The following is a 22,520-nucleotide window of genomic DNA, read 5'->3' as shown; positions in this document are numbered from 1 at the left end:
ATGGACTGCGCCCCAGCGTTATAGCGTTCAATCAAGCCTTTGGCGGTTCGGTACGGGCAAAACTTTCGCGCAGGAACAACGTTTCGGCCAGTTTCACCAGCTGCGGACGATCAACGCACCAGCCCGGCGCAATACGGCGGAAGTTCAGGTAGCCGATAGCGCAGGCGATGGCGATAGTCGCCAGGTTGAGTTCATCCGTCTTCAGCGTACCGTCGTTGAGGTAGCCTTCCAGCGCGTCGAGACTGCGGCTGATTTTTTCACGCTGACGCAGCACTTCCTCTTCCGACTGCTGCGCCGCCGGACGCGCCTGTTCACGCACCGAAGCCAGCCCGGCGTCCATAATGCCGTCGGCCAGCGCTTCCAGCTGACGGATTCTCAACGCCTGCTGCGGGTCGGACGGCACCATCTGCGGCGCAACGCCCAGCAGCTCAATGTACTGCGCGATAATCGGCGAGTCGTACCAGCATTCGCCGTCATCGGTGACCAGCGCCGGTACTTTCCCCAACGGCGTGTACTGCGCCACGCCGGTGTCGGCGCTATAAGGCTGCTCGTTGATAAAGTCGAAGGCGATCCCCTTTTCCAGTAACAGGACCGATATCTTGCGGACAAATGGGCTCGTGTAGCTGCCGACCAGTTTCATTCTCATCTCCTTTACGCCAACAAAACTATCAGTATGGCTCAGGCAGCGGCATTCGCCTTCTGGATTTTGTCATCCTAGTGATCCAGATAGAGATAATGCATCCAGCTGGTCATCCGCAGCAGCACTTTACGCATCACCGACACGTGAGCGAAATGGTCGGAATAGACCGCCACCTGGGCATAAATACCGTCGGGCAGGGAATCCACATCAGCGTTCGGGTCCAGGTCAATCAACGCCATGACGCCGTCGGTTCCCGGCACCACACTCAGCGACTGTAGCGCGCCCTGCGCCTGATATGAGCCGCCGGGCACTACGGGTAAAATGCTCGCCAGCTTGCCGTGGAACACCTGCCCCGGCAGTGCGTTAAATACCACTTCCGCGTCATCGCCCGCCTCCAGGCGCAGCAGCGAGTTCTGGCGGAACTGGGCAACAATCTGCCGTTTCTGTTCCGGAATAAACACCATCACCGGACGCAGCGGCAGCGCGGCAGCGTACGTGCCAGGGCGAATGAGCACCTGCGTGGCGTATCCGTCGCTTGGCGCGCGGATGATGGTCTGATCGAGGTTATATTTGGCTTCCGACAGCTGTGCGCGCAGGCTGACAATCTGCGACTGTTCGCCGTTAACCATGCTGTCTAACTGACTTTGAATCTGCGACTGTTCGGCAATCGACCCTTTGACCATCGCGTCCTGCGCGAGGTAGTTCTGTCTGGCGTTATCGATATCGCTCTCTGAGAATGGGTTTACCCGCGCCTGGCTGCCTTTCAGATAGCGCTGATAATCTTTGTACAAGCGATCGCGCTCGGCGGAAACGCGGGTGGTGTTCGCCTGCGCTTCGGACAGCTGAGCTTTCAGCGTCTGGACGCTATGTGTGGCAGTCACCAGGTCGGCCTGTAATCGGTCGACTCGCGCCTGATAACGCGTCGGGTCAATCTTAAACAGCACCTCACCTTTTTTAATCAGTTGGTTATTTTTATCCGTCACCTCACTGACTATGCCGGTGACCTGTGGCGTAATCGGAATAGAGATCACCGCTTTTTGCGCGGTATAGGTATACGGGTGGTTATAGTTCATTAATAAAATAAGCCCGCTAACCAAAAATATACCGCCCAGCGCGGCGGTGGCTAACGTCCATTGGTTAACAGGAATACGGAATATTTTAAATACCGCCCACGCAAGCGCCACATAAGTTAATACGATCAGCAGATCCATAATTATTGCTCCGGCGTTGTCGCGTCGGCTGAAGGGGGTATTTCCGCCAACTTTTGCTCCAGCTCAGCCACGCGGCGGGAAAGCTGTGCAAGTGCGTCATCCGCTGCTGGTACGGGTTCTGAAGGTTTTATATGTGACTGCATGCCCCAGCCGCGTTCAGGCTGGTAGAGGGTGGCCCAGATCCATAAAAACGGCCAGATAACATGCAGCGTAAACAGACTGACCCAGCCGGCAGTATGAATAGCATCGGCGTGGGGATGATTACGCTTTTTCGCAATGGTATAAGGAATATCATGAATCATGATGATCCCGTAAAACAGGACCAGGAAAACGAAGATCAGCACGCCCAACGCAAAATAGTTTAGAAACATATCTGCCCCAGATTTACGCTTATTTGGTTTTTTTAATTGCAGGCAGCCGAGATGCTGATGGCTGATAATATGAAAATAATGCGCAATGACCGTTTTCGCCATTCCGCGGCGGGGAATTTTTACCAGAAGAGACGGACAGCAAAAAACGCTGGTTGTACACAATGTGTCACCAGCAGGAGAAGTCATTAAATCGGCGCCAATACGCCGATTTTTATGCTACTTTTTTGGCGTTTCCACAGGGCGATAAAGGTTACGATAATGGGCTAATCGCACCAGGAACATCTCGGCTTTGTCCTCGGGAATATCGGCGGGAACCCGGTCTGAATACGGACGTTTTTGCAGATACTCCATAAACGCCTGGCTGGAGGCCATAAAGTCTACCGCCTTATCAATGATTTGCGGTACGTTCTCTCCCATTTTGCTCATCGTCGCACTCCCTCTTTAAGACCGTTCCCTAAGCATGGATAATCCTGGCGCGAAGGGTTGAGGAAAATGTGCGGTTCTTCGCCACTCATTTTCAAAAAAGCGATCAACTTAACTATTTTATGAAATAACAATATTATTCATACTGTTACATTAATAAACGGCTTATTATCGCCCGAAGAAACTCCCTTATTTTGTATAATTAACTACCAGAAATGAGCGGCAACGCGCATACTAAGCGCTATTACGTCTATTTTGTTATCAGATATCAGCAAGATGAAAGAAATCGAGAAAAATGAAATCAAACGTCTGAGCGATCTGCTCGACGCCATCCGCCACCAGCAGGCAGGTCTGTCTCTGGTTGAGAGCGCAGAAAAATATGCCGAGCTGGAAGAAGAAAAAACCAAGCTCGAAACCGAAATCGCTCGCCTGCGTGAAGTGCATACGCAGAAGCTGAGCAAAGAGGCCCAGAAACTGACCAAAATGGGCTTCAGCCGTCCAATCACCAAAAAAGAACAGGCCGACATGGGCAAGCTGAAGAAAAGCGTCCGTGGCCTGGTGGTGGTTCACCCGATGACTGCGCTTGGCCGTGAAATGGGCCTGCAGGTGATGACCGGGTTCGCGAAGAGCGAGTTCTGATTCCTCCTTGAACCTTCTCCCGCCCGGGGGAAGGTTTTTTTATTCTCTCCCCCTCAAATTGGCCCAACCAATTTCACAACCAAATCTCTGGTAATTCACAATTCCACCATTTGACGTCACAAACACATTGCCACATAGCAACATTTGATTAACCATTCATTGTCATTATCCCTACACCACCCTATTGGCAGGGCCAATTTTACACAAACTGTGACGCAGAGATGAGCACAGACTCACCGCCGACCGGTACGTGTGGCCCCCTGGAGACCTGCATGAGCCTCTGGCAACAAAACTATGATCCGGCCGGGAATATCTGGCTTTCAAGCCTGATTGCCTCACTCCCTATCCTGTTCTTCTTCTTCGCGCTGATTAAGCTCAAGTTGAAGGGCTACGTCGCAGCCAGTTGGACGGTATTCATCGCCCTTGCCGTCGCGTTGCTGTTCTACAAAATGCCGGTCGACCGCGCGCTGGCGTCGGTGGTGTACGGCTTCTTCTACGGTCTGTGGCCCATTGCCTGGATTATTATCGCCGCCGTTTTTGTCTACAAAATTTCGGTGAAGACCGGGCAATTCGACATTATTCGTTCGTCGATTCTTTCCATTACGCCGGACCAACGTTTGCAGATGCTGATCGTCGGCTTCTCCTTCGGTGCCTTCCTCGAAGGCGCGGCAGGCTTCGGCGCGCCGGTAGCGATTACCGCCGCGCTGCTGGTTGGCCTGGGCTTTAACCCTCTGTATGCAGCGGGTCTTTGTCTGATCGTCAATACCGCGCCGGTGGCGTTTGGCGCGATGGGGATTCCGATTCTGGTCGCCGGACAGGTGACCGGGCTGGACAGCTTTGAAATCGGCCAGATGGTAGGCCGTCAGTTGCCCTTCCTGACCATCATCGTGCTGTTCTGGATCATGGCGATTATGGACGGCTGGCGCGGTATCAAGGAGACCTGGCCCGCGGTGATGGTAGCAGGCGGCTCATTTGCTATCGCCCAGTACCTCAGCTCTAACTTCCTGGGGCCGGAACTGCCGGACATCATCTCTTCGCTGGTTTCTCTGGTGTGTCTGACGCTGTTCCTCAAGCGCTGGCAGCCGGTACGTATTTTCCGCTTTGCCGATATGGGCGCCTCCCAGGTCGATATGAACCTGGCGCGCACCGGCTACACCGCCGGGCAGATCGTTCGCGCCTGGTCGCCGTTCCTGTTCCTGACCGCCACGGTGACGCTGTGGAGTATCCCGCCGTTTAAAGCGTTGTTCGCTCCAGGCGGCGCGCTGTACGATCTGGTGATTAACGTTTCGGTTCCGTATCTCGACAAACTGGTTGCCCGTATGCCACCGGTCGTGAGTCAGGCCACGGCCTACGCGGCGGTCTATAAGTTCGACTGGTTGTCGGCAACCGGCACCGCGATTCTGTTTGCCGCCCTGCTCTCTATCGTCTGGCTGCGCATGAAGCCGAAAGATGCCATCAACACCTTCGGCTCTACGCTGAAAGAGCTGGCGTTACCGATTTACTCTATCGGCATGGTGCTGGCTTTCGCCTTTATCTCGAACTATTCAGGTCTGTCATCAACGCTGGCACTGGCGCTGGCGCATACCGGCCACGCCTTTACCTTCTTCTCGCCGTTCCTTGGTTGGCTTGGCGTATTCCTGACCGGTTCGGACACCTCTTCCAACGCGCTGTTCGCCGCGCTTCAGGCTACTGCTGCACAGCAGATTGGCGTGTCGGACGTGCTGCTGGTTGCGGCTAACACCACCGGCGGCGTCACCGGCAAGATGATTTCGCCGCAGTCCATCGCCATTGCCTGCGCGGCGGTTGGCCTGGTAGGTAAAGAGTCCGACCTGTTCCGCTTTACCGTGAGACATAGCCTGATTTTCACCTGCATGGTGGGCGTAATCACCACGCTGCAGGCTTACGTCTTAACCTGGATGATTCCGTGATAACACTGCCCAAACGTCTGTCAGACGATGTCGCCTGCCGCGTGCGGGCACTGATTGAAGAACAACAACTGGAGGCGGGCATGCGTTTGCCCGCCGAAAGAAAGCTGGCAGCCCAGCTTGGCGTCTCGCGCAACTCGCTGCGCGAAGCGCTGGCGAAGCTGGTGAGCGAAGGGTTGCTGCTCAGCCGTCGCGGCGGCGGCACCTTCGTGCGCTGGCAGCATGAAGGCTGGTCTGAGCAAAATATTGTGCAGCCGCTGAAAACGCTGCTGGCCGACGATCCGGACTACAGCTTTGATATCCTCGAAGCGCGCCACGCCATTGAAGCCAGCACCGCCTGGTATGCCGCGATGCGCGCGACCGATGCCGATAAAGAAAAAATCCGCCTTTGCTTTGAAGCCACCCAGAGCGACGACCCGGACCTCGCCTCTCAGGCCGACGTTCGCTTCCATCTCGCCATTGCCGAGGCATCCCACAACGTGGTGCTGCTGCAAACCATGCGCGGTTTTTTTGACCTGTTGCAATCGTCGGTGATCCAAAGCCGCGAACGTATGTATCTGGTGCCGCCGGTGTTTGCGAAGCTGACCGAGCAGCATCTGGCCATTCTCAATGCCATTACCGCCGGTGATGCCGAAGGCGCGCGTCAGGCGATGATGGCGCACCTCGGTTTCGTCCACACCACCATTAAACGTTTTGATGAAGACCTGGCTCGCCAGGCGCGGATCACCCGACTGCCCGACGACCACACTGATATTTCCAGGGAGAAAAAAGCATGATTATTTCCGCTGCGAGTGACTATCGCGCTGCCGCCCAGCGCATTCTGCCGCCGTTCCTGTTCCACTATATTGACGGTGGCGCGTATGCGGAACACACCCTGCGCCGCAATGTGGAAGATCTCTCCGACGTCGCACTGCGCCAGCGTGTGCTGAAAAATATGTCCGACCTGAGCCTGGAAACCACGCTGTTTAAAGAGCAGCTTTCTATGCCGGTCGCGCTGGCGCCGGTTGGTCTGTGCGGCATGTACGCCCGTCGCGGCGAAGTGCAGGCCGCCGCCGCCGCGGATGCCAAAGGCATCCCGTTTACCCTCTCCACCGTGTCGGTCTGCCCGATAGAAGAGGTCGCCCCGACCATCAAGCGCCCGATGTGGTTCCAGCTGTACGTGCTGCGCGATCGCGGCTTTATGCGCAACGCGCTGGAGCGCGCTAAAGCGGCAGGCTGTTCAACGCTGGTCTTTACCGTCGATATGCCAACCCCTGGCGCGCGCTACCGCGATGCCCACTCCGGCATGAGCGGTCCCAACGCCGCCCTGCGCCGCTACTGGCAGGCGGTGACTCATCCGCAATGGTCCTGGGACGTTGGCCTCAACGGGCGTCCGCACGACCTGGGCAATATCTCGACCTATCTCGGCAAACCCACCGGGCTGGAAGATTACATCGGCTGGCTGGCGAATAACTTCGATCCGTCTATCTCGTGGAAAGACCTCGAGTGGATCCGCGAATTCTGGGACGGCCCGATGGTGATCAAAGGGATCCTCGACCCGGAAGATGCCCGCGACGCGGTGCGCTTCGGCGCGGATGGTATCGTGGTTTCTAACCACGGCGGCCGCCAACTCGACGGTGTACTCTCCTCCGCCCGCGCGCTGCCGGCGATTGCCGATGCGGTAAAAGGGGATATCACGATTCTGGCTGATAGCGGCATCCGTAACGGTCTCGACGTGGTGCGCATGATTGCGCTGGGCGCGGACAGCGTGCTGTTAGGCCGCGCGTACCTCTACGCGCTGGCAACACACGGGCAGGCGGGGGTGGCTAACCTGCTGAATCTGGTTGAGAAAGAGATGAAGGTGGCGATGACGCTGACCGGGGCGAAATCGATTAAAGAGATTAGCCGCGATTCGCTGGTGCAGAGTGCGGAAGTGGCGCAGGTGTTTAATGCCATTAAGCAGGGGAATGCGGCGTAGTTTTGTGCCGTTTGTTCCCCTCACCCTGGCCTTCTCCCCAGAGGGGCGAGGGGACTGCTCAGTTTCGTTTGCTCACCCGCAGATCCGCTCTGCTCCCTCTCCCTTTCAGGGAGAGGGCCGGGGTGAGGGTTTCCGCAAATTCTGCTATCCTGCCCCGCAATCCAAGGGGGCAGTATGCTTAACATCGTTTTATTCGAACCTGAAATCCCGCCCAATACCGGGAACATCATCCGTCTGTGCGCCAACACCGGCTTCCGTCTGCATATCATCGAACCGATGGGCTTTGCCTGGGACGATAAACGCCTGCGCCGCGCCGGGCTGGACTACCACGAGTTCACCGCCGTCACGCGCCATGCCAATTATGCCGCCTTTGTTGAGAGCGAAAACCCGCAGCGCCTGTTTGCCCTGACCACCAAAGGTACGCCCGCCCACAGCGCGGTGAGCTATCAGGACGGCGACTATCTGATGTTTGGCCCGGAAACCCGTGGGCTGCCCGCGACCATTCTGGACGCGCTGCCGCCTGAGCAAAAAATTCGGATTCCGATGATGCCGGACAGCCGCAGCATGAACCTGTCGAACGCGGTGTCGGTGGTGGTGTATGAGGCATGGCGCCAGCTGGGGTATCCGGGCGCCGTATTGCGTAGCTGATATTGGCCGGATGACGGCTACGGTTTGGTAGGCCCGGTAAGCGCTGCGCCACCGGGCAAGGTCTTAAATCCCGTCGCCGTACTCAAACCCGTGATTAATGCCGTTGAAGTGCTGATCCATATCCATCGCCGGTTTATCCGACTCCGGCTTGCCGACGATACGCGCCGGGACGCCTGCGGCGGTAGTGTGCGGCGGCACCGGCTGCAAGACCACTGAGCCCGCGCCGATTTTCGCACCGCGACCCACTTCGATATTGCCGAGGATCTTCGCCCCGGCACCAATCATCACGCCTTCGCGAATTTTCGGGTGACGGTCGCCGCTGGTTTTCCCGGTACCGCCAAGGGTGACGGACTGGAGGATCGAGACGTCGTTTTCAATCACCGCCGTTTCCCCAACCACTATGCCGGTCGCGTGGTCGAGCATGATGCCGCGGCCAATTTTAGCCGCCGGGTGAATATCCACCTGGAAAGATACGGAGACCTGATTTTGCAGGAAAATCGCCAATGCGCGACGCCCCTGCCCCCACAGCCAGTGGCCAATGCGATAAGCCTGCAGAGCGTGGAAACCCTTCAGATACAGCAGCGGGGTAGAATATTTGTCGACCGCCGGGTCACGCGTACGCACGGCCTGAATATCGCAGGCGGCGGAGGCGATCATCTCCGGGTCGGCGGCGTAGGCCTCTTCCACCACTTCGCGAATCGCGATAGCAGGCATAATCGGAGAAGCCAGCTTGTTGGCAAGCATGTAGCTTAAGGCACTGCCGAGGTTTTCGTGTTTGAGTAAGGTCGCATGATAAAAACTGGCGAGCATAGGCTCACAGTCCGCCAGAGCCCTGGCTTCCGCTTTAATATTGTTCCAGACAATTTCCAGTTCTTCACACGACATTGCTTACTCCAGACATATTGGAACGATCGGCAAGTCTGCGCTTGCCGGATCGTCGGGATGACAAAGGTTTCCTGCGATTAATTGCCGCTATGCTCATCCTTGCGTGCACGACCTAATAAAGTCAATGCTGCCTCGCGCGCGTTTTTTCCGCAATATAATACCTGATAAATTTCCTCGGTTATTGGCATTTCGACACCTACACGGTGCGCCAACTCGCGGACTTCTTTGGTATTACGGTAACCTTCGACCACCTGGCCAATACTGTCCTGCGCTTCCTGAACCTGCGCCCCTTTGCCCAGCGCCATGCCGAAACGACGGTTTCGCGACTGGTTGTCGGTACAGGTCAGCACTAAATCGCCGAGCCCCGCCATGCCCATAAAGGTCACCGGGTCTGCGCCCAGCGCCACGCCCAGACGCGACATTTCGGTCAGGCCACGGGTGATCAGCGCCGTACGCGCGTTGGCGCCAAAGCCAATGCCGTCGGAGATGCCCGCGCCAATCGCAATCACGTTTTTCACCGCACCGCCCAGCTGGACGCCGATGAAGTCCGGGTTGCTGTAGACGCGGAAGCTTTTGCCGCAGTGCAACAACTGCTGCAAATCGTCGGCAAAGACCGGGTCCGTCGCCGCCAGCGAAATCGCCGTCGGCAAACCCGCCGCCAGCTCTTTGGCAAAGGTTGGGCCAGAAATCACCGCCAGCGGGATCTCGTCACCCAGCGCTTCACGCGCCACATCCTGCAACAGACGACCGGTTTCCGCTTCCAGGCCTTTCGTCGCCCATAAAAGGCGCGCATCGGGACGCAGCAGCGGTTTCATCTGACGCAGTACGTCGCCGAATACGTGGCTTGGCACCACCACCAGAATATCGCGGCTGGTGGCCAGAGCGGTCGCTAAGTCGCTTTCCAGGTGGAGCGTCTCGGGAAACGGAACGTCGGGAAGGAATGCCGCGTTGCAGCGATCGTGCTGTAGCGTCGCGACATGTTTGGGATCGTGGCCCCAGAGTACGACCTGGTGGCCATTTCTTGCCACGGTGATGGCAAGAGCGGTGCCGTAAGATCCGGCACCGATCACAGTCATTGAAGCATTAAGTGCGTTCATCAGGCATCCTGATGTTGTTCTGCACCTTCGCCAGCCTGCTGCTGCAGATAGTTCATGAACAGCGCATCAAAGTTAACCGGCGCAAGGTTCAGCTGTGGGAAAGTCCCACGGGAAACCAGGCTGGTGATGCATTCACGCGCATACGGGAACAGGATGTTCGGGCAGTATGCACCCAGGCAATGAGCCATTTGAGTCCCTTCGATACCTTCGATGGAGAAGATACCCGCCTGCTGAGTTTCGCACAGGAATGCGGTTTCTTCGCCCAGCGTCGCCGTTACGGTGACACGCAGCACCACTTCATACACGCCTTCAGCCAGCTGGTTGGAAGCGGTATCCAGATCAAGTTTAACCTCTGGTTGCCAATCTTTCTGGAAAACATGCGGTGCATTCGGCGCTTCAAAGGAAACGTCTTTGGTGTAGATGCGCTGAATCTGGAAAGCCATTTCTGCGTTGTTTTGTTCTGACATGTGTAAAAAACCCTTTCGTGTTGTCCTTAAAAAAAGCGGTACGCCTCACGCCTGCTTCTGCAGGCGCGAACGCGAAGCATTAGCGCAGCAGGGGATCAAGTCCACCACGCGCATCAAGCGCATACAAGTCGTCGCAGCCGCCAATGTGCTGTGCATCAATAAAAATCTGCGGAACCGTCGTGCGGCCGCTGCGCTGAATCATCTCTTCGCGCTTTTCAGCGTTACCGTCGATAGGCAGTTCCTCAAAGGTGACGCCTTTTTCAGACAGCAGCGCTTTTGCTCGGTGGCAATAAGGGCATGTTGCTTTGGTATAGATTTCAATCTTCGCCATGACAGCTCTCCTGACTTCACCCGATGAACGAGCAGGGAATTATTTGCCGCGAACCAGAGGCAGGTTTTCACCGCTCCAGCCAGCAATACCTTCTTTCAGTACGAATACTTTTTCAAAACCGGCTTTCAGCAGTGCGGTAGCGGACTCAGTTGCCTGCATACCCGTGCCGTCGGTCACGATCACCGGTTTGTCTTTGTGTTTTTCCAGCTCGCCGACGTTGTTGGCTTTGATTTCGTTCGGCAGCAGGTTCAGGGAACCGGCAATGTGGCCCTTACGGAAATCATCACGCTGGCGCAGGTCAACGACAATCGCGTCTTCTTTGTTGATCAGGCGCGTCGCTTCGCCGCGGTTGATGACCTTAACTTTAGACATCAGCCCTTTAAAAGTGGTGAACAGCACGGCCGCCAGCAGCGCGATCCACGCGATGCTCAGGACAGGGTGACGACCTACAAATTGCATAATTTCTTGCATGGGGGGTAACAGCTCCCGACGTGTAATGTTTAAAAACCAGGGAAGGAGTATACCTGCGGCGTGGCGCAAATACAGCCAGCGCGCGCGATGTAATGCGTTTTCTGCGGAGTGCTACGGAAAAAAGGGGGAAAATGTGCGTTTTTCCTCGTGCATCTCCCCGCTTTCTTTGATCTCTCATTGTTATTTTATCGATTCAGCTGTAGTAAAATTACGCAAATTTTCTGTCTTTAGAGCATGAGGTTGTCGCAATGTCGGTTTCTAAAAAACCTATGGTACTGGTGATTCTGGATGGCTACGGCTACCGCGAAGAGCATCAGGATAACGCTATTTACAGCGCAAAAACGCCAGTAATGGACGCGCTGTGGGCCAAACGTCCGCATACCCTGATCCACGCTTCCGGCCTGGAAGTGGGTCTGCCAGACGGTCAGATGGGTAACTCTGAAGTCGGTCACGTGAACCTGGGCGCAGGCCGTATCGTCTATCAGGATCTGACCCGTCTTGACGTTGAAATCAAAGATCGCCAGTTCTTCGCTAACCCGGTGCTGTGCGGCGCGGTAGACAAAGCGGTTGCCGCCGGTAAAGCGGTACACATCATGGGCCTGCTGTCCGCCGGTGGCGTACACAGCCATGAAGACCACATTATGGCGATGGTAGAGCTGGCCGCTGAACGTGGCGCAGAAAAAATCTACCTGCACGCCTTCCTCGACGGTCGTGATACCCCGCCACGCAGCGCTAACGGCTCCCTGCAGAAGTTTGAAGAGAAATTTGCCGCACTGGGCAAAGGCCGCGTCGCCTCCATCATCGGTCGTTACTACGCGATGGACCGTGACAACCGTTGGGATCGCGTTGAACAAGCTTACAACCTGCTGGTTGAAGCCAAGGGCGAATTCCAGGCTGACACCGCGGTTGCCGCGCTGGAAGCCGCTTACGCTCGCGACGAAAACGACGAATTCGTGAAAGCAACCGTCATCCGTGCAGCCGGCCAAGCCGATGCCGCAATGGAAGATGGCGATGCGCTGGTCTTCATGAACTTCCGTGCTGACCGCGCGCGTGAAATCACCCGTGCTTTTGTTAACGCTGACTTCGACGGCTTCAAGCGCCACAAAGAAGTGAAGCTGGGCGATTTCATCATGCTGACTGAATATGCGGCAGACATCAAAGCACCGTGCGCCTACCCACCAGCGTCTCTGGAAAATACCTTTGGCGAGTGGATGGCGAAGCATGACAAAACCCAGCTGCGCATCTCCGAAACCGAGAAATACGCGCACGTGACTTTCTTCTTCAACGGCGGCGTTGAAGAGCCGTTCAAAGGCGAAGATCGCATCCTGATCAACTCCCCGAAAGTGGCCACCTACGACCTGCAGCCGGAAATGAGCTCTGCCGAGCTGACCGAGAAGCTGGTTGCGGCCATCGAAAGCGGCAAGTACGACACCATCATCTGTAACTACCCGAACGGCGATATGGTTGGCCATACCGGCGTCATGGAAGCCGCAGTGAAGGCCGTTGAAGCGCTGGATCACTGCCTGGATGAAGTCACTCATGCGGTCGAGAAAGTGGGCGGCCAACTGCTGGTCACCGCTGACCACGGCAACGCCGAGCAGATGCGTGATCCGGCTACCGGCCAGGCGCACACTGCCCACACCAGCCTGCCGGTTCCGCTGATTTATGTTGGCGACAAAACCGTCAAAGCGGTGGAAGGCGGCAAGCTCTCCGACATCGCGCCGACCATGCTGGCGCTGATGGGGATGGAAATCCCGCAACAGATGACTGGTAAGCCGCTGTTCATCGTGGAATAATCCTTCCCCATGAGGGGAAAGGCGATCTATTCCATTAAATGGGCCGAAGCGACGCTTCGGTCTACGTTTTACGCCAGCGTGCTCAGCGCTGGCGTATTGCTGTGCGCCACGCCCGCCCACGCGGACGACCGCTCACAGCTCCAGTCTATTCAGGCCGATATCGCCGCCAAAGAGCGCGCGGTACGCCAACAACAGCAACAACGCGCCACCCTTCTCGCCCAGCTTAAAGCGCAGGAACAGGCCATCGCCGCCGCCGCGCGTCAGCTACGTGAAACGCAAAACTCGCTGGCGCAGCTCAATGCGCAAATCGCCGAGATGAACGCCAACATTGCGAAGCTGGAAAAACAGCGCGCGATGCAGGAGCGCAACCTCGCCGCACAGCTTGATGCCGCGTTCCGTCAGGGCGAACATACCGGTATTCAGCTGATTCTCAGCGGTGAAGAGAGCCAGCGTGGGCAGCGTCTACAGGCCTATTTCGGCTACCTGAACCAGGCGCGGCAGGAAACCATCGCCGAGCTCAAGCAAACCCGCGAAGACGTGGCGGCGCAAAAAACCGAGCTGGAAGAGAAACAGAGCGAACAGCAAACGCTGCTGTACGAACAGAAGGCCCAGCAGGCCAAACTCGAAGCGGCGCGTAACGAGCGCCAGAAAACGATTTCCGGGCTGGAATCCTCCATTCAGCAGGGCCAGCAACAGCTTGGCGAGCTACGGGCGAACGAATCCCGCCTGCGCAATAGCATTGCGCGTGCCGAAGCGGCAGCAAAAGCTCGCGCCGAGCGCGAAGCCAAAGAGGCCGAGGCGGTGCGTAACCGTCAGCAAGAGGCCACCCGCAAAGGCACTACCTACAAACCTTCCGAAAGTGAACGCTCACTTATGGCACGAACCGGCGGTCTGGGCGCCCCTCGCGGTCAGGCTTACTGGCCGGTTCGCGGCACGACGCTGCATCGCTATGGCGAACAGCTACAAGGTGAGCTACGTTGGAAGGGGATGGTCATCAGCGCATCGGAAGGCACCGAAGTCAAAGCCATTGCCGATGGGCGCGTCATCCTTGCCGACTGGCTACAGGGCTATGGCCTTGTTGTGGTGGTCGAGCACGGTAAAGGCGATATGAGCCTCTACGGGTATAACCAGAGCGCGCTGGTCAGCGTTGGCACACAGGTCCGCGCCGGGCAGCCGATCGCCCTGGTGGGCAACAGCGGCGGACAGGGTCGACCGTCGCTCTATTTCGAAATTCGCCGCCAGGGTCAGGCGGTCAATCCACTGCCGTGGTTGGGAAGATAAGTTTTGCTTCAATTTCGTCGAGTCGTACTTCTTAGTGCGCTGGCATTCGCCGCGCCGAGCTATGCCGGTAAGCTCTCTATCGTTATCGATGACTTTGGTTATCGTCCGCAGCAGGAAAATCAGGTGCTGGCGATGCCGTCCACCATTTCCGTTGCGGTACTCCCTAACGCCCCTCATGCGCGTGAAATGGCCACTAAAGCCCATAACGCCGGGCATGAAGTGTTGATTCACCTGCCGATGGCGCCGCTCAGTAAGCAGCCGCTGGAAAAAGACACCCTGCGCCCGGACATGAGCAGCGATGAGATCGAACGGATTATTCGCGAAGCGGTCGATAAAGTGCCGTATGCCGTAGGCCTGAACAACCATATGGGCAGCGCTATGACCTCCAGCCTGTTTGGCATGCAAAAAGTGATGCAGGCGCTCAGCCGCTACAATCTTTACTTCCTCGACAGCATGACCATCGGCAATAGCCAGGCCATGCGCGCCGCTAACGGTACCGGGGTGAAGGTGATTAAGCGCAGAGTGTTCCTCGACGACACCCAGAACGAAGCGGATATTCGTCGCCAGTTTAACCGGGCAGTCGACCTCGCGCGCCGCAACGGTTCGGCGATCGCTATTGGTCACCCGCATCCAACGACCGTGCGCGTATTGCAGCAAATGGTCTATAACCTGCCGTCAGATATCACCCTGGTGCGCCCGAGCAGCCTGCTCAACGAGCCGCAGGTTGACACCTCGACGCCGAATCGCGGTTTGCCGCCGTCCGTTCAACCGTCACAGCCACGCAACCCGTTCCATGGCGTGAAGCTTTGCAAGCCGAAGAAACCGCTGGAGCCGGTCTACGCCAGCCGCTTCTTCAACGTATTGAGCGAAAGCATCACCCACAGCACGCTGGTGCAGTATATGCAGCTGCAATGGCAGGGCTGGAGCAGCAGCGGGGCTTAATTAACCGCGCATCTTTGACCACAGGCGAATGAGGAACCATACGCTGTGTATGTCGGTAAGCCCTTTCGCCAGGTCGGAGAGTGCGATCTGCTCGTTGAATTTTTGTCGTACGGCCGTTTTGTCTTTTATCTTACGGCGATAGAGCCCCAGAAAATGCCCGCTTTCTTTTAACGCGTGAATCAGCAGCGAACGGCGAACGGCTGCATATTCCGGACGTTTCGCGTAGGCGATCAGTTTGCTGATAATATCAATGTAGCTATAGGCTCGTGGATCGTAGTAGCGAGTGTGATTAGTGATCGACTCAGTATTCTTGACGTAGTAGTAATCCGGCGTCTCTGAGAGATAAAACACACCATTGGCCAGCGCCAGTTCCGTCGTCCACAGAATATCTTTATGGCTGCTGCCAATATGAAAATCGATATTATTTTTTTTGATGTACTCTGAACGGATAATTTGCAGCCAGATATAATGCGGCCATTCCCGCACTTTCACCGCATGGTTAATCCATGCAAAACCACTCTGCGTTTGGTTATAAATCTGTCGGGAGTGAACAGCGTGCCCATGCTGATGGCCACGTGCCGAAGTGAACATACCGTTGGAAATTAGCACATCGCAATTATTTTTCTCGGCCAGTTGCAGCCGTGAATAAATCATATCCGGATGAATATCATCATCGGCATCAAGTAAAATCAGCCATTTGCCCCGGTGGGCTGCCAGCCCTGCGTTTCGCGCAACGTAGACGCCGCTGTTAGGTTGAGAAATGATTTTCAGACGGCTGTCAGAAATCGACGAAAGAATATTCAGCGTATTATCCGTTGAACCATCGTCAATAACGATAAGCTCCAGCGATACCCTTTGTTCAGCCAGAACGTCTTCAACGATCTGCTGGATACTCTTTTCACCGTTATAAACCGGAATAATAACGCTAACATCGATTGTCTGGCTGGTCATACTCGCTCTTTACTATGAAGTGAAACTGGCGCTAGCGTACTAGAGATGAAGCCGAAAATAAAAGGCCAGGAGAGCGATCCTGGCCTTTTATGATTAATCCCAGCTCAGCACAACTTTACCGGACTGACCGGAACGCATCGCGTCAAAGCCTTTCTGGAAGTCATCAATGCCGAAGCGGTGGGTGATGATCGGCGACAGATCGAGGCCAGACTGGATAAGCGCCGCCATCTTGTACCAGGTTTCGAACATTTCACGGCCATAGATACCTTTAATAAACAGCCCCTTAAAGATAACTTTGGTCCAGTCGATGGACATATCGGACGGTGGAATACCCAGCATCGCAATGCGTCCGCCGTGGTTCATGGTGTCCAGCATGGAGCGGAACGCCGGCGGCGCGCCGGACATTTCCAGACCGACATCAAAACCTTCAGTCATGCCCAGCTCAGCCATGACGTCGTTGAGGTTCTCTTTGGCGACGTTGACCGCGCGGGTCACGCCCATTTTGCGCGCCAGCTCCAGGCGGTATTCGTTCACGTCAGTAATCACCACGTTACGCGCGCCAACGTGTTTAGCGACCGCAGCCGCCATCACGCCAATCGGGCCCGCGCCGGAGACCAGCACATCTTCACCCACCAGGTCGAAAGAGAGCGCGGTGTGGACCGCGTTGCCGAACGGGTCAAAAATTGAGGCCAGGTCGTCGGAGATATTGTCCGGAATTTTGAAGGCGTTAAACGCCGGGATCACCAGATATTCCGCAAAACAGCCCGGACGGTTAACGCCAACGCCAATGGTGTTGCGGCACAGGTGCGTACGTCCAGCGCGGCAGTTACGGCAGTGACCACAGGTGATATGGCCTTCACCGGAGACGCGGTCGCCGATTTTAAAGCCGCGCACTTCCTGGCCGATACCGACCACTTCGCCCACGTATTCATGCCCCACAACCATCGGTACCGGGATCGTCTTCTGCGACCATTCATCCCAGTTGTAGATATGCACGTCGGTGCCACAAATCGCGGTTTTGCGAATTTTAATCAGCAGGTCATTGTGGCCGAGTTCCGGTTCCGGAACGTCGGTCATCCAGATCCCTTCTTCCGCTTTCAGTTTAGATAACGCTTTCATCTGACACCCTCAGGCAATCACGCCCAGTTGTTTACCGATGCGGGTAAAGGCTTCCACCGCACGTTCAATTTGTGCCGTCGTATGCGCCGCTGACATCTGGGTGCGGATACGCGCCTGGCCTTTTGGTACCACCGGGAAGAAGAATCCGGTGACGTAAATTCCTTCTTTTTGCAGCTCACGCGCGAAATTCTGCGCCACCACCGCATCACCCAGCATTACCGGGATAATCGCGTGGTCCGCGCCCGCAAGCGTAAAGCCAGCGGCGGTCATTTTTTCGCGGAACAGACGGGCATTGGCCCACAGCTGGTCGCGCAGCTCAGCGCCATTCTCCACCATCTCCAGCACTTTAATCGATGCGGCAACGATAGCCGGCGCCAGCGAGTTGGAGAACAGATACGGACGCGAACGCTGGCGCAGCCACTCCACCACTTCCTTACGCGCTGCGGTATAGCCGCCGGACGCGCCGCCAAGCGCTTTGCCCAGCGTGCCGGTGATGATGTCGACACGGCCCATCACATCACAGTATTCATGCGAACCACGGCCATTTTCGCCGACGAAGCCAACCGCGTGGGAATCATCGACCATCACCAGCGCATCGTATTTGTCCGCCAGGTCGCAGACGCCTTTCAGGTTGGCAATCACACCGTCCATCGAGAACACGCCGTCGGTGGCAATCAGCACGTGGCGTGCACCGGCTGCACGCGCTTCCTTCAGGCGCTCTTCCAGCTCAACCATATCGTTGTTGGCATAGCGGAAACGCTTCGCTTTACACAGGCGCACGCCGTCGATGATCGAGGCGTGGTTCAGGGCGTCGGAGATAATGGCGTCTTCTGCGCCCAGCAGCGTTTCAAACAGGCCGCCGTTGGCATCAAAGCAGGAGGAATACAGAATGGCGTCTTCCATACCGAGGAAGCTTGCCAGCTTCTGCTCCAGCGCTTTGTGGCTGTCCTGGGTGCCGCAAATGAAACGCACCGAGGCCATACCGAAACCATGGCTGTCCATACCGGCTTTGGCGGCGTTGATCAGCTCAGGGTGGTTGGCCAGGCCAAGGTAGTTGTTGGCGCAGAAGTTAATGACGTGGCTGCCGTCGCCCACGGTGATATCCGCTTGCTGAGCGGAGGTGATAATACGTTCTTCTTTAAACAACCCTTCCGCACGGGCGGTATCGAGGTCCTGAGTTAACTGTTTGTAAAAATCACCACGCATTGCAACTCTCCAGATTCGGTAAAATTTGGCACATATTACCCAAAGCTATACGCTGATACGAGATGATGCATGTCTGAATGAATTATTTGCAGCATAAATCACGCGTCCCACATCCAGCCGAACGGTGAAAGGCTGAAGGCGGGCTAATGTGATGGTATGATTAGAAGCATTCGTGCCTGGGATACGCCCTGGCCCACCAATATCAAAGGTTACAGTTATGATTATCGTTACCGGCGGCGCTGGCTTCATTGGCAGCAACATCGTGAAAGCGCTGAATGACAAAGGCATTACCGACATCCTGGTAGTGGACAACCTGAAGGACGGCACCAAGTTCGTAAACCTGGTGGACCTGGATATCACCGACTACATGGATAAAGAAGATTTTCTGATCCAGATTATGGCCGGTGAAGAATTCGGCGACATCGAAGCCGTATTCCACGAAGGCGCTTGCTCTTCCACCACCGAGTGGGACGGTAAGTACGTGATGGATAACAACTATCAGTACTCCAAAGAGCTGCTGCACTACTGCCTCGAGCGTGAAATTCCGTTCCTGTACGCCTCTTCCGCAGCCACCTACGGCGGCCGCACCAGCGACTTTATCGAGTCCCGCGAATTTGAAAAACCGCTGAACGTGTACGGTTACTCTAAATTCCTGTTCGACGAGTACGTACGCCGCATCATGCCGGAAGCGAATTCGCCGATCGTGGGCTTCCGCTACTTTAACGTCTACGGGCCGCGTGAAGGCCACAAAGGCAGCATGGCGAGCGTCGCGTTCCACCTGAATACCCAATTGAACAACGGCGAAAGCCCGAAACTGTTCGAAGGCAGCGATGGCTTCAAACGTGACTTCGTTTACGTCGGCGACGTGGCGGCGGTAAACCTGTGGTTCTGGGAAAACGGTAAATCCGGCATCTTCAACCTCGGTACCGGCCGCGCGGAATCCTTCCAGGCCGTGGCTGACGCCACCCTGGCGTTCCACAAAAAAGGCAGCATTGAATACATTCCGTTCCCGGACAAACTGAAAGGCCGCTATCAGGCGTTCACGCAGGCCGATCTGACCAACCTGCGCGCTGCTGGCTACGATAAGCCGTTCAAGACCGTCGCCGAAGGCGTAACGGAATACATGGCCTGGTTGAACCGCGACGCGTAAGAAGTCAGCATGAAAATACTGGTGATCGGCCCGTCATGGGTGGGCGACATGATGATGTCGCAAAGTCTCTATCGCACGCTCAAGGCGCGCTATCCCCAGGCGATAATCGACGTGATGGCACCCGCGTGGTGCCGTCCGCTGTTATCGCGGATGCCGGAAGTCAATGAAGCGATCGCCATGCCTTTAGGGCACGGCGCGCTGGAAATTGGCGAACGGCGCAAGCTCGGCCATAGCCTGCGCGAGCGGCGCTATGATCGCGCTTATGTCCTGCCTAATTCCTTTAAATCTGCGTTGGTGCCCTTCTTTGCCGGTATCCCACTGCGCACCGGCTGGCGCGGCGAGATGCGCTACGGCCTGCTGAACGATGCGCGAGTGCTGGATAAAGAGGCCTGGCCGCTGATGGTCGAGCGCTACGTGGCGCTGGCCTACGACAAAGGCGTGATGCGCTGCGCGAAAGATCTGCCGCAGCCGCTGCTGTGGCCGCAGTTGCAGGTGAACGAAGGCGAGAAATCGCTGGCCTGTAACGCGTTTTCGCTCTCCAGCGACCGCCCAATGATTGGCTTTTGCCCCGGTGCGGAGTTTGGTCCGGCAAAACGCTGGCCGCACTACCACTACGCCGCACTCGCGAAGCAGCTGATCGACCAGGGTAATCAGATTGTTCTTTTCGGTTCCGCGAAGGACAACGAGGCAGGTAATGAAATTATCGCCGCACTCAGCGACGAGCAAAAAGGCTGGTGCCGTAATCTGGCTGGCGAGACCCAGTTGGAGCAGGCAGTGGTGCTGATTGCCGCTTGTAAGGCTATCGTCACCAACGATTCCGGCCTGATGCACGTGGCTGCCGCGCTAAACCGCCCGCTGGTTGCACTCTACGGGCCAAGCAGCCCAGACTTCACGCCGCCGCTGTCAAACAAAGCGCGGGTGATTCGGCTGATTACCGGTTACCACAAGGTCCGCAAAGGCGACTCTGCGCAGGGCTATCATCAGAGCCTGATCGATATCACCCCAGCGCGCGTCCAGGAAGAGCTCAACGCGCTGCTGTCGAGCGAGGAAGCCTGACGCATGCGAGTGTTGATCGTCAAAACCTCCTCCATGGGCGACGTCCTGCACACGCTGCCGGCATTAACCGATGCGATGCGTGCCATCCCCGATATTCGCTTTGACTGGGTCGTGGAAGAGGGTTTCGCGCAAATTCCTTCATGGCATGAAGCGGTAGACCGCGTGATTCCGGTGGCCATCCGCCGCTGGCGTAAAGCGTGGTTCTCCGCCCCCATCAAAGCCGAACGCAAAGCCTTTCGCGATGCCATTCAGGCGGTAAAATATGATGCGATCATCGATGCACAGGGGCTGGTAAAAAGCGCCGCGCTGGTCACCCGACTGGCACACGGCATCAAGCATGGCATGGACTGGAATAGCGCCCGCGAGCCGCTGGCCAGCCTATTCTATAACCGCCGCCATCATATTGCCAAACAGCAGCATGCCGTAGAGCGCACCCGCGAGCTGTTTGCGAAGAGCCTCGGCTACACCAAACCTGAAACGCAGGGCGACTACGCCATAGCGCAACATTTTGTGGGGGCGCTTACGCCTGCAGAAGCCCCCTACTGCGTCTTTCTGCATGCCACGACGCGCGATGATAAGCATTGGCCGGAAGAAAACTGGCGTGAGCTGATTCGCCTGCTGGGCGAGCGCGGTCTACGCATCAAATTACCATGGGGTGCGCCGCATGAAGAAGCCCGCGCGAAGCGCCTGGCTGAAGGGTTTGATTACGTGGAAGTTCTGCCGCGTCTGAGCCTCGGGAAGGTGGCGCACGTGCTGGCAGGTGCGGAATTTGTCGTTTCAGTGGATACCGGATTGAGCCACTTAACCGCGGCTCTGGATCGCCCCAATATCACGCTGTATGGCCCGACCGACCCTGGATTGATTGGGGGATATGGGAAGAATCAGGTCGCGTGCAACGCTGATTTGGCAAGCCTGAATAACTTACAGGCGGATAAAGTTTTAGAGCTAATTAACTCATTAAAATAATAAAATGCCCTTTTAGGGCATTTTATTACGCATCAAGATCGTAAATTGACACGACTTCTTTCTTGTTAAACAGTGAGAAAGAATCAAGAATATCATTTCTGATAAGATTAGTTTTTAGTAAGATAATTCTAACATTTGGTAGATTCATTGTATTTAACTGGCACGTACTCGCGAAACCAATCACATTTACAATAACCCCTTTTCTTACAAGATCATAGATATAATCTTCAGAAATTGACTCCACATTAACTTCATTCATTGAGAACACTTCACTCGACATCTCTCGTGGGTGCCGTAAATATAAAATGTTATCAAAACTCTGATGGAGTTGGCGAATTTTATGGATAAGAGCATCTAATTGTTGCTCCCCCTTATTAGCCAGTATATCTTTAAATTTCGAACCGACAAAGACATTGACTATTTCAACATCAGCGGATTTGTCGTTATCTATTATAATTTCATTGCATTCTAATATATTAAGCTTAACGATATCCGTCTTAACATTAAGCGTCCTATTTTTATCAAGAATAGTAAAGTGCAATGAGCTGTTCTCAATAATCTTTCTAATACTCATTGTGTTTTTATAACAAAGACGAGTAAGAAGATATCTTAACTTTTTCTTTTCCTTTATTTTATGATTAATATCAGAAATAGTATTTATGTTTAAGATACCATCATCAAATGTTCTCAACTTCATCGTTGATGGAATCTGCGACAGGATATATTGAACAGTAAGATCGTTGGCATTAGCAATATAGGCATACCCCTCATCACCTACATTTTCCTTTAAGTATGAAACAATCCGATAAATATTAAAAAAAGCATAATCCATATCAGCAATATGATATGTATTAAAATCACATTTTAATGATTTTCTGACATATTCTTTTAAGCCAGATTTGGTCTGAAGATAAATGATATGGAAAATGTCACCATCATAATTTTTTTGATGGCAAGTGCGACCCTTAACTGTAAAGGAGAGCAAACA

At 55.3% G+C, this 22,520-nt stretch carries 24 protein-coding genes; 11 read left to right on the top strand and 13 right to left on the bottom strand.

Annotation, left to right across the window (positions count from 1 at the left end; translation table 11 throughout):
* Positions 1–31 precede the first annotated feature (31 nt).
* The 4 genes from K7B04_RS06270 to K7B04_RS06255 all read right to left on the bottom strand — a co-directional run bounded on the left by K7B04_RS06270 (position 32) and on the right by K7B04_RS06255 (position 2,648).
* The gene (locus tag K7B04_RS06270) at positions 32–640 is read right to left on the bottom strand and encodes a glutathione S-transferase (protein WP_065357210.1); all 609 of its coding nucleotides are present in this window, start codon (positions 638–640) and stop codon (positions 32–34) included.
* Positions 641–714: 74 nt separating this feature from the next.
* Entirely contained in the window at positions 715–1,851 is a 1,137-nt protein-coding gene (locus K7B04_RS06265) for an HlyD family secretion protein (RefSeq protein ID WP_223803698.1), read from the bottom strand.
* A 2-nt stretch (positions 1,852–1,853) separates the two neighbouring features.
* A complete protein-coding gene (locus K7B04_RS06260) occupies positions 1,854–2,222 on the bottom strand; it encodes a DUF3302 domain-containing protein (RefSeq protein WP_223804132.1) in 369 nt (122 codons plus the stop codon).
* A 216-nt stretch (positions 2,223–2,438) separates the two neighbouring features.
* On the bottom strand, positions 2,439–2,648 hold the full coding sequence (locus tag K7B04_RS06255) for a hypothetical protein (RefSeq protein WP_065357211.1): 210 nt from the start codon (positions 2,646–2,648) through the stop codon (positions 2,439–2,441).
* A 273-nt stretch (positions 2,649–2,921) separates the two neighbouring features.
* Between K7B04_RS06255 and K7B04_RS06250 the strand changes: the two genes are divergently transcribed.
* From K7B04_RS06250 to trmL, 5 genes are all read left to right on the top strand, one after another.
* The gene (locus K7B04_RS06250; RefSeq protein ID WP_223803697.1) at positions 2,922–3,284 is read left to right on the top strand and encodes a YibL family ribosome-associated protein; all 363 of its coding nucleotides are present in this window, start codon (positions 2,922–2,924) and stop codon (positions 3,282–3,284) included.
* A 272-nt stretch (positions 3,285–3,556) separates the two neighbouring features.
* On the top strand, positions 3,557–5,212 hold the full coding sequence (gene lldP, locus K7B04_RS06245) for an L-lactate permease (RefSeq protein ID WP_223803696.1): 1,656 nt from the start codon (positions 3,557–3,559) through the stop codon (positions 5,210–5,212).
* Positions 5,209–5,985: a transcriptional regulator LldR gene (lldR, locus tag K7B04_RS06240; RefSeq protein WP_064541052.1), complete on the top strand. Its 777-nt coding sequence runs from the start codon at positions 5,209–5,211 to the stop codon at positions 5,983–5,985. The genes lldP and lldR overlap by 4 nt, the downstream gene beginning before the upstream one ends.
* The gene (gene lldD / locus K7B04_RS06235; protein ID WP_167574819.1) at positions 5,982–7,166 is read left to right on the top strand and encodes an FMN-dependent L-lactate dehydrogenase LldD; all 1,185 of its coding nucleotides are present in this window, start codon (positions 5,982–5,984) and stop codon (positions 7,164–7,166) included. Before lldR ends, lldD begins: the two co-directional genes overlap by 4 nt.
* Before the next feature lie 174 nt (positions 7,167–7,340).
* Positions 7,341–7,814 carry a tRNA (uridine(34)/cytosine(34)/5-carboxymethylaminomethyluridine(34)-2'-O)-methyltransferase TrmL gene (gene trmL, locus K7B04_RS06230; protein WP_064541047.1) on the top strand — a complete coding sequence of 158 codons (474 nt, stop codon included), beginning with the start codon at positions 7,341–7,343 and terminating at the stop codon, positions 7,812–7,814.
* Between the two features lie 63 nt (positions 7,815–7,877).
* Here trmL and cysE read toward each other — a convergent pair whose 3' ends face one another.
* The 5 genes from cysE to K7B04_RS06205 form a co-directional block, all read right to left on the bottom strand.
* Positions 7,878–8,699 carry a serine O-acetyltransferase gene (cysE, locus tag K7B04_RS06225; protein ID WP_035894708.1) on the bottom strand — a complete coding sequence of 274 codons (822 nt, stop codon included), beginning with the start codon at positions 8,697–8,699 and terminating at the stop codon, positions 7,878–7,880.
* Positions 8,700–8,776: 77 nt separating this feature from the next.
* Positions 8,777–9,796, bottom strand: coding sequence for an NAD(P)H-dependent glycerol-3-phosphate dehydrogenase (gpsA, locus tag K7B04_RS06220; protein ID WP_223803695.1), 1,020 nt, complete (start codon positions 9,794–9,796; stop codon positions 8,777–8,779).
* Entirely contained in the window at positions 9,796–10,263 is a 468-nt protein-coding gene (secB, locus tag K7B04_RS06215) for a protein-export chaperone SecB (protein WP_064541041.1), read from the bottom strand. Before secB ends, gpsA begins: the two co-directional genes overlap by 1 nt.
* A 79-nt stretch (positions 10,264–10,342) precedes the next feature.
* Positions 10,343–10,594 (bottom strand): glutaredoxin 3, encoded by a 252-nt coding sequence (gene grxC / locus K7B04_RS06210; RefSeq protein WP_163448417.1) that lies wholly within the window; start codon positions 10,592–10,594, stop codon positions 10,343–10,345.
* 39 nt (positions 10,595–10,633) lie between these two features.
* Complete coding sequence (locus K7B04_RS06205) at positions 10,634–11,065, bottom strand: rhodanese-like domain-containing protein (RefSeq protein WP_163448418.1); 432 nt, start codon at positions 11,063–11,065, stop codon at positions 10,634–10,636.
* A 248-nt stretch (positions 11,066–11,313) separates the two neighbouring features.
* Between K7B04_RS06205 and gpmM the strand changes: the two genes are divergently transcribed.
* The 3 genes from gpmM to K7B04_RS06190 are packed head-to-tail and all read left to right on the top strand — an operon-like array spanning position 11,314 to position 15,084.
* Positions 11,314–12,861 (top strand): 2,3-bisphosphoglycerate-independent phosphoglycerate mutase, encoded by a 1,548-nt coding sequence (gpmM, locus tag K7B04_RS06200; RefSeq protein ID WP_167574817.1) that lies wholly within the window; start codon positions 11,314–11,316, stop codon positions 12,859–12,861.
* A gap of 9 nt (positions 12,862–12,870) precedes the next feature.
* Positions 12,871–14,142 carry a murein hydrolase activator EnvC gene (envC, locus tag K7B04_RS06195; protein ID WP_163448422.1) on the top strand — a complete coding sequence of 424 codons (1,272 nt, stop codon included), beginning with the start codon at positions 12,871–12,873 and terminating at the stop codon, positions 14,140–14,142.
* 3 nt (positions 14,143–14,145) lie between these two features.
* Positions 14,146–15,084, top strand: coding sequence for a divergent polysaccharide deacetylase family protein (locus tag K7B04_RS06190; protein ID WP_163448424.1), 939 nt, complete (start codon positions 14,146–14,148; stop codon positions 15,082–15,084).
* Here the strand turns inward: K7B04_RS06190 and K7B04_RS06185 are convergent, their stop codons facing one another.
* The 3 genes from K7B04_RS06185 to kbl all read right to left on the bottom strand — a co-directional run bounded on the left by K7B04_RS06185 (position 15,085) and on the right by kbl (position 18,360).
* Positions 15,085–16,035, bottom strand: coding sequence for a glycosyltransferase (locus tag K7B04_RS06185; RefSeq protein WP_163448425.1), 951 nt, complete (start codon positions 16,033–16,035; stop codon positions 15,085–15,087).
* 93 nt (positions 16,036–16,128) lie between these two features.
* Positions 16,129–17,154: an L-threonine 3-dehydrogenase gene (tdh, locus tag K7B04_RS06180; protein WP_163448426.1), complete on the bottom strand. Its 1,026-nt coding sequence runs from the start codon at positions 17,152–17,154 to the stop codon at positions 16,129–16,131.
* Positions 17,155–17,163: 9 nt separating this feature from the next.
* Positions 17,164–18,360 (bottom strand): glycine C-acetyltransferase, encoded by a 1,197-nt coding sequence (gene kbl / locus K7B04_RS06175; RefSeq protein ID WP_163448428.1) that lies wholly within the window; start codon positions 18,358–18,360, stop codon positions 17,164–17,166.
* A gap of 217 nt (positions 18,361–18,577) precedes the next feature.
* On the opposite strand from kbl, the gene rfaD reads away from it, so the two are divergent.
* From rfaD to rfaC, 3 genes are read left to right on the top strand one after another with little or no spacing between them, the layout of a single operon-like run.
* A complete protein-coding gene (rfaD, locus tag K7B04_RS06170) occupies positions 18,578–19,510 on the top strand; it encodes an ADP-glyceromanno-heptose 6-epimerase (RefSeq protein ID WP_064541014.1) in 933 nt (310 codons plus the stop codon).
* Between the two features lie 9 nt (positions 19,511–19,519).
* Positions 19,520–20,566: an ADP-heptose--LPS heptosyltransferase RfaF gene (gene rfaF, locus K7B04_RS06165; RefSeq protein WP_167574815.1), complete on the top strand. Its 1,047-nt coding sequence runs from the start codon at positions 19,520–19,522 to the stop codon at positions 20,564–20,566.
* Positions 20,567–20,569: 3 nt separating this feature from the next.
* On the top strand, positions 20,570–21,532 hold the full coding sequence (gene rfaC / locus K7B04_RS06160; protein WP_223803694.1) for a lipopolysaccharide heptosyltransferase RfaC: 963 nt from the start codon (positions 20,570–20,572) through the stop codon (positions 21,530–21,532).
* A 25-nt stretch (positions 21,533–21,557) separates the two neighbouring features.
* Here the strand turns inward: rfaC and K7B04_RS06155 are convergent, their stop codons facing one another.
* Positions 21,558–22,517 carry a glycosyltransferase family 52 gene (locus tag K7B04_RS06155; RefSeq protein ID WP_223803693.1) on the bottom strand — a complete coding sequence of 320 codons (960 nt, stop codon included), beginning with the start codon at positions 22,515–22,517 and terminating at the stop codon, positions 21,558–21,560.
* Between the last annotated feature and the right edge of the window lie 3 nt (positions 22,518–22,520).

Origin of the sequence: Kluyvera sp. CRP, from assembly GCF_019930565.1 — a bacterium.
GTDB lineage: Bacteria > Pseudomonadota > Gammaproteobacteria > Enterobacterales > Enterobacteriaceae > Kluyvera > Kluyvera georgiana_A.
Note: the sequence above shows the minus strand (reverse complement) of the source record. Positions and strands in the feature narration are given on the sequence as shown.

Bases quoted from the DNA above. Each gene is read 5' to 3' on its own strand.
- kbl (WP_163448428.1), bottom strand. From the start codon at position 18,360: ATGCGTGGTGATTTTTACAAACAGTTAACTCAGGACCTCGATACCGCC.
- trmL (WP_064541047.1), top strand. From the start codon at position 7,341: ATGCTTAACATCGTTTTATTCGAACCTGAAATCCCGCCCAATACCGGG.
- secB (WP_064541041.1), bottom strand. From the start codon at position 10,263: ATGTCAGAACAAAACAACGCAGAAATGGCTTTCCAGATTCAGCGCATC.
- K7B04_RS06185 (WP_163448425.1), bottom strand. From the start codon at position 16,035: ATGACCAGCCAGACAATCGATGTTAGCGTTATTATTCCGGTTTATAAC.
- rfaD (WP_064541014.1), top strand. From the start codon at position 18,578: ATGATTATCGTTACCGGCGGCGCTGGCTTCATTGGCAGCAACATCGTG.
- grxC (WP_163448417.1), bottom strand. From the start codon at position 10,594: ATGGCGAAGATTGAAATCTATACCAAAGCAACATGCCCTTATTGCCAC.
- K7B04_RS06270 (WP_065357210.1), bottom strand. From the start codon at position 640: ATGAAACTGGTCGGCAGCTACACGAGCCCATTTGTCCGCAAGATATCG.
- rfaF (WP_167574815.1), top strand. From the start codon at position 19,520: ATGAAAATACTGGTGATCGGCCCGTCATGGGTGGGCGACATGATGATG.
- tdh (WP_163448426.1), bottom strand. From the start codon at position 17,154: ATGAAAGCGTTATCTAAACTGAAAGCGGAAGAAGGGATCTGGATGACC.
- gpsA (WP_223803695.1), bottom strand. From the start codon at position 9,796: ATGAACGCACTTAATGCTTCAATGACTGTGATCGGTGCCGGATCTTAC.
- cysE (WP_035894708.1), bottom strand. From the start codon at position 8,699: ATGTCGTGTGAAGAACTGGAAATTGTCTGGAACAATATTAAAGCGGAA.
- K7B04_RS06265 (WP_223803698.1), bottom strand. From the start codon at position 1,851: ATGGATCTGCTGATCGTATTAACTTATGTGGCGCTTGCGTGGGCGGTA.
- K7B04_RS06260 (WP_223804132.1), bottom strand. From the start codon at position 2,222: ATGTTTCTAAACTATTTTGCGTTGGGCGTGCTGATCTTCGTTTTCCTG.
- envC (WP_163448422.1), top strand. From the start codon at position 12,871: ATGAGGGGAAAGGCGATCTATTCCATTAAATGGGCCGAAGCGACGCTT.
- K7B04_RS06205 (WP_163448418.1), bottom strand. From the start codon at position 11,065: ATGCAAGAAATTATGCAATTTGTAGGTCGTCACCCTGTCCTGAGCATC.
- K7B04_RS06250 (WP_223803697.1), top strand. From the start codon at position 2,922: ATGAAAGAAATCGAGAAAAATGAAATCAAACGTCTGAGCGATCTGCTC.
- rfaC (WP_223803694.1), top strand. From the start codon at position 20,570: ATGCGAGTGTTGATCGTCAAAACCTCCTCCATGGGCGACGTCCTGCAC.
- gpmM (WP_167574817.1), top strand. From the start codon at position 11,314: ATGTCGGTTTCTAAAAAACCTATGGTACTGGTGATTCTGGATGGCTAC.
- lldD (WP_167574819.1), top strand. From the start codon at position 5,982: ATGATTATTTCCGCTGCGAGTGACTATCGCGCTGCCGCCCAGCGCATT.
- lldP (WP_223803696.1), top strand. From the start codon at position 3,557: ATGAGCCTCTGGCAACAAAACTATGATCCGGCCGGGAATATCTGGCTT.
- K7B04_RS06255 (WP_065357211.1), bottom strand. From the start codon at position 2,648: ATGAGCAAAATGGGAGAGAACGTACCGCAAATCATTGATAAGGCGGTA.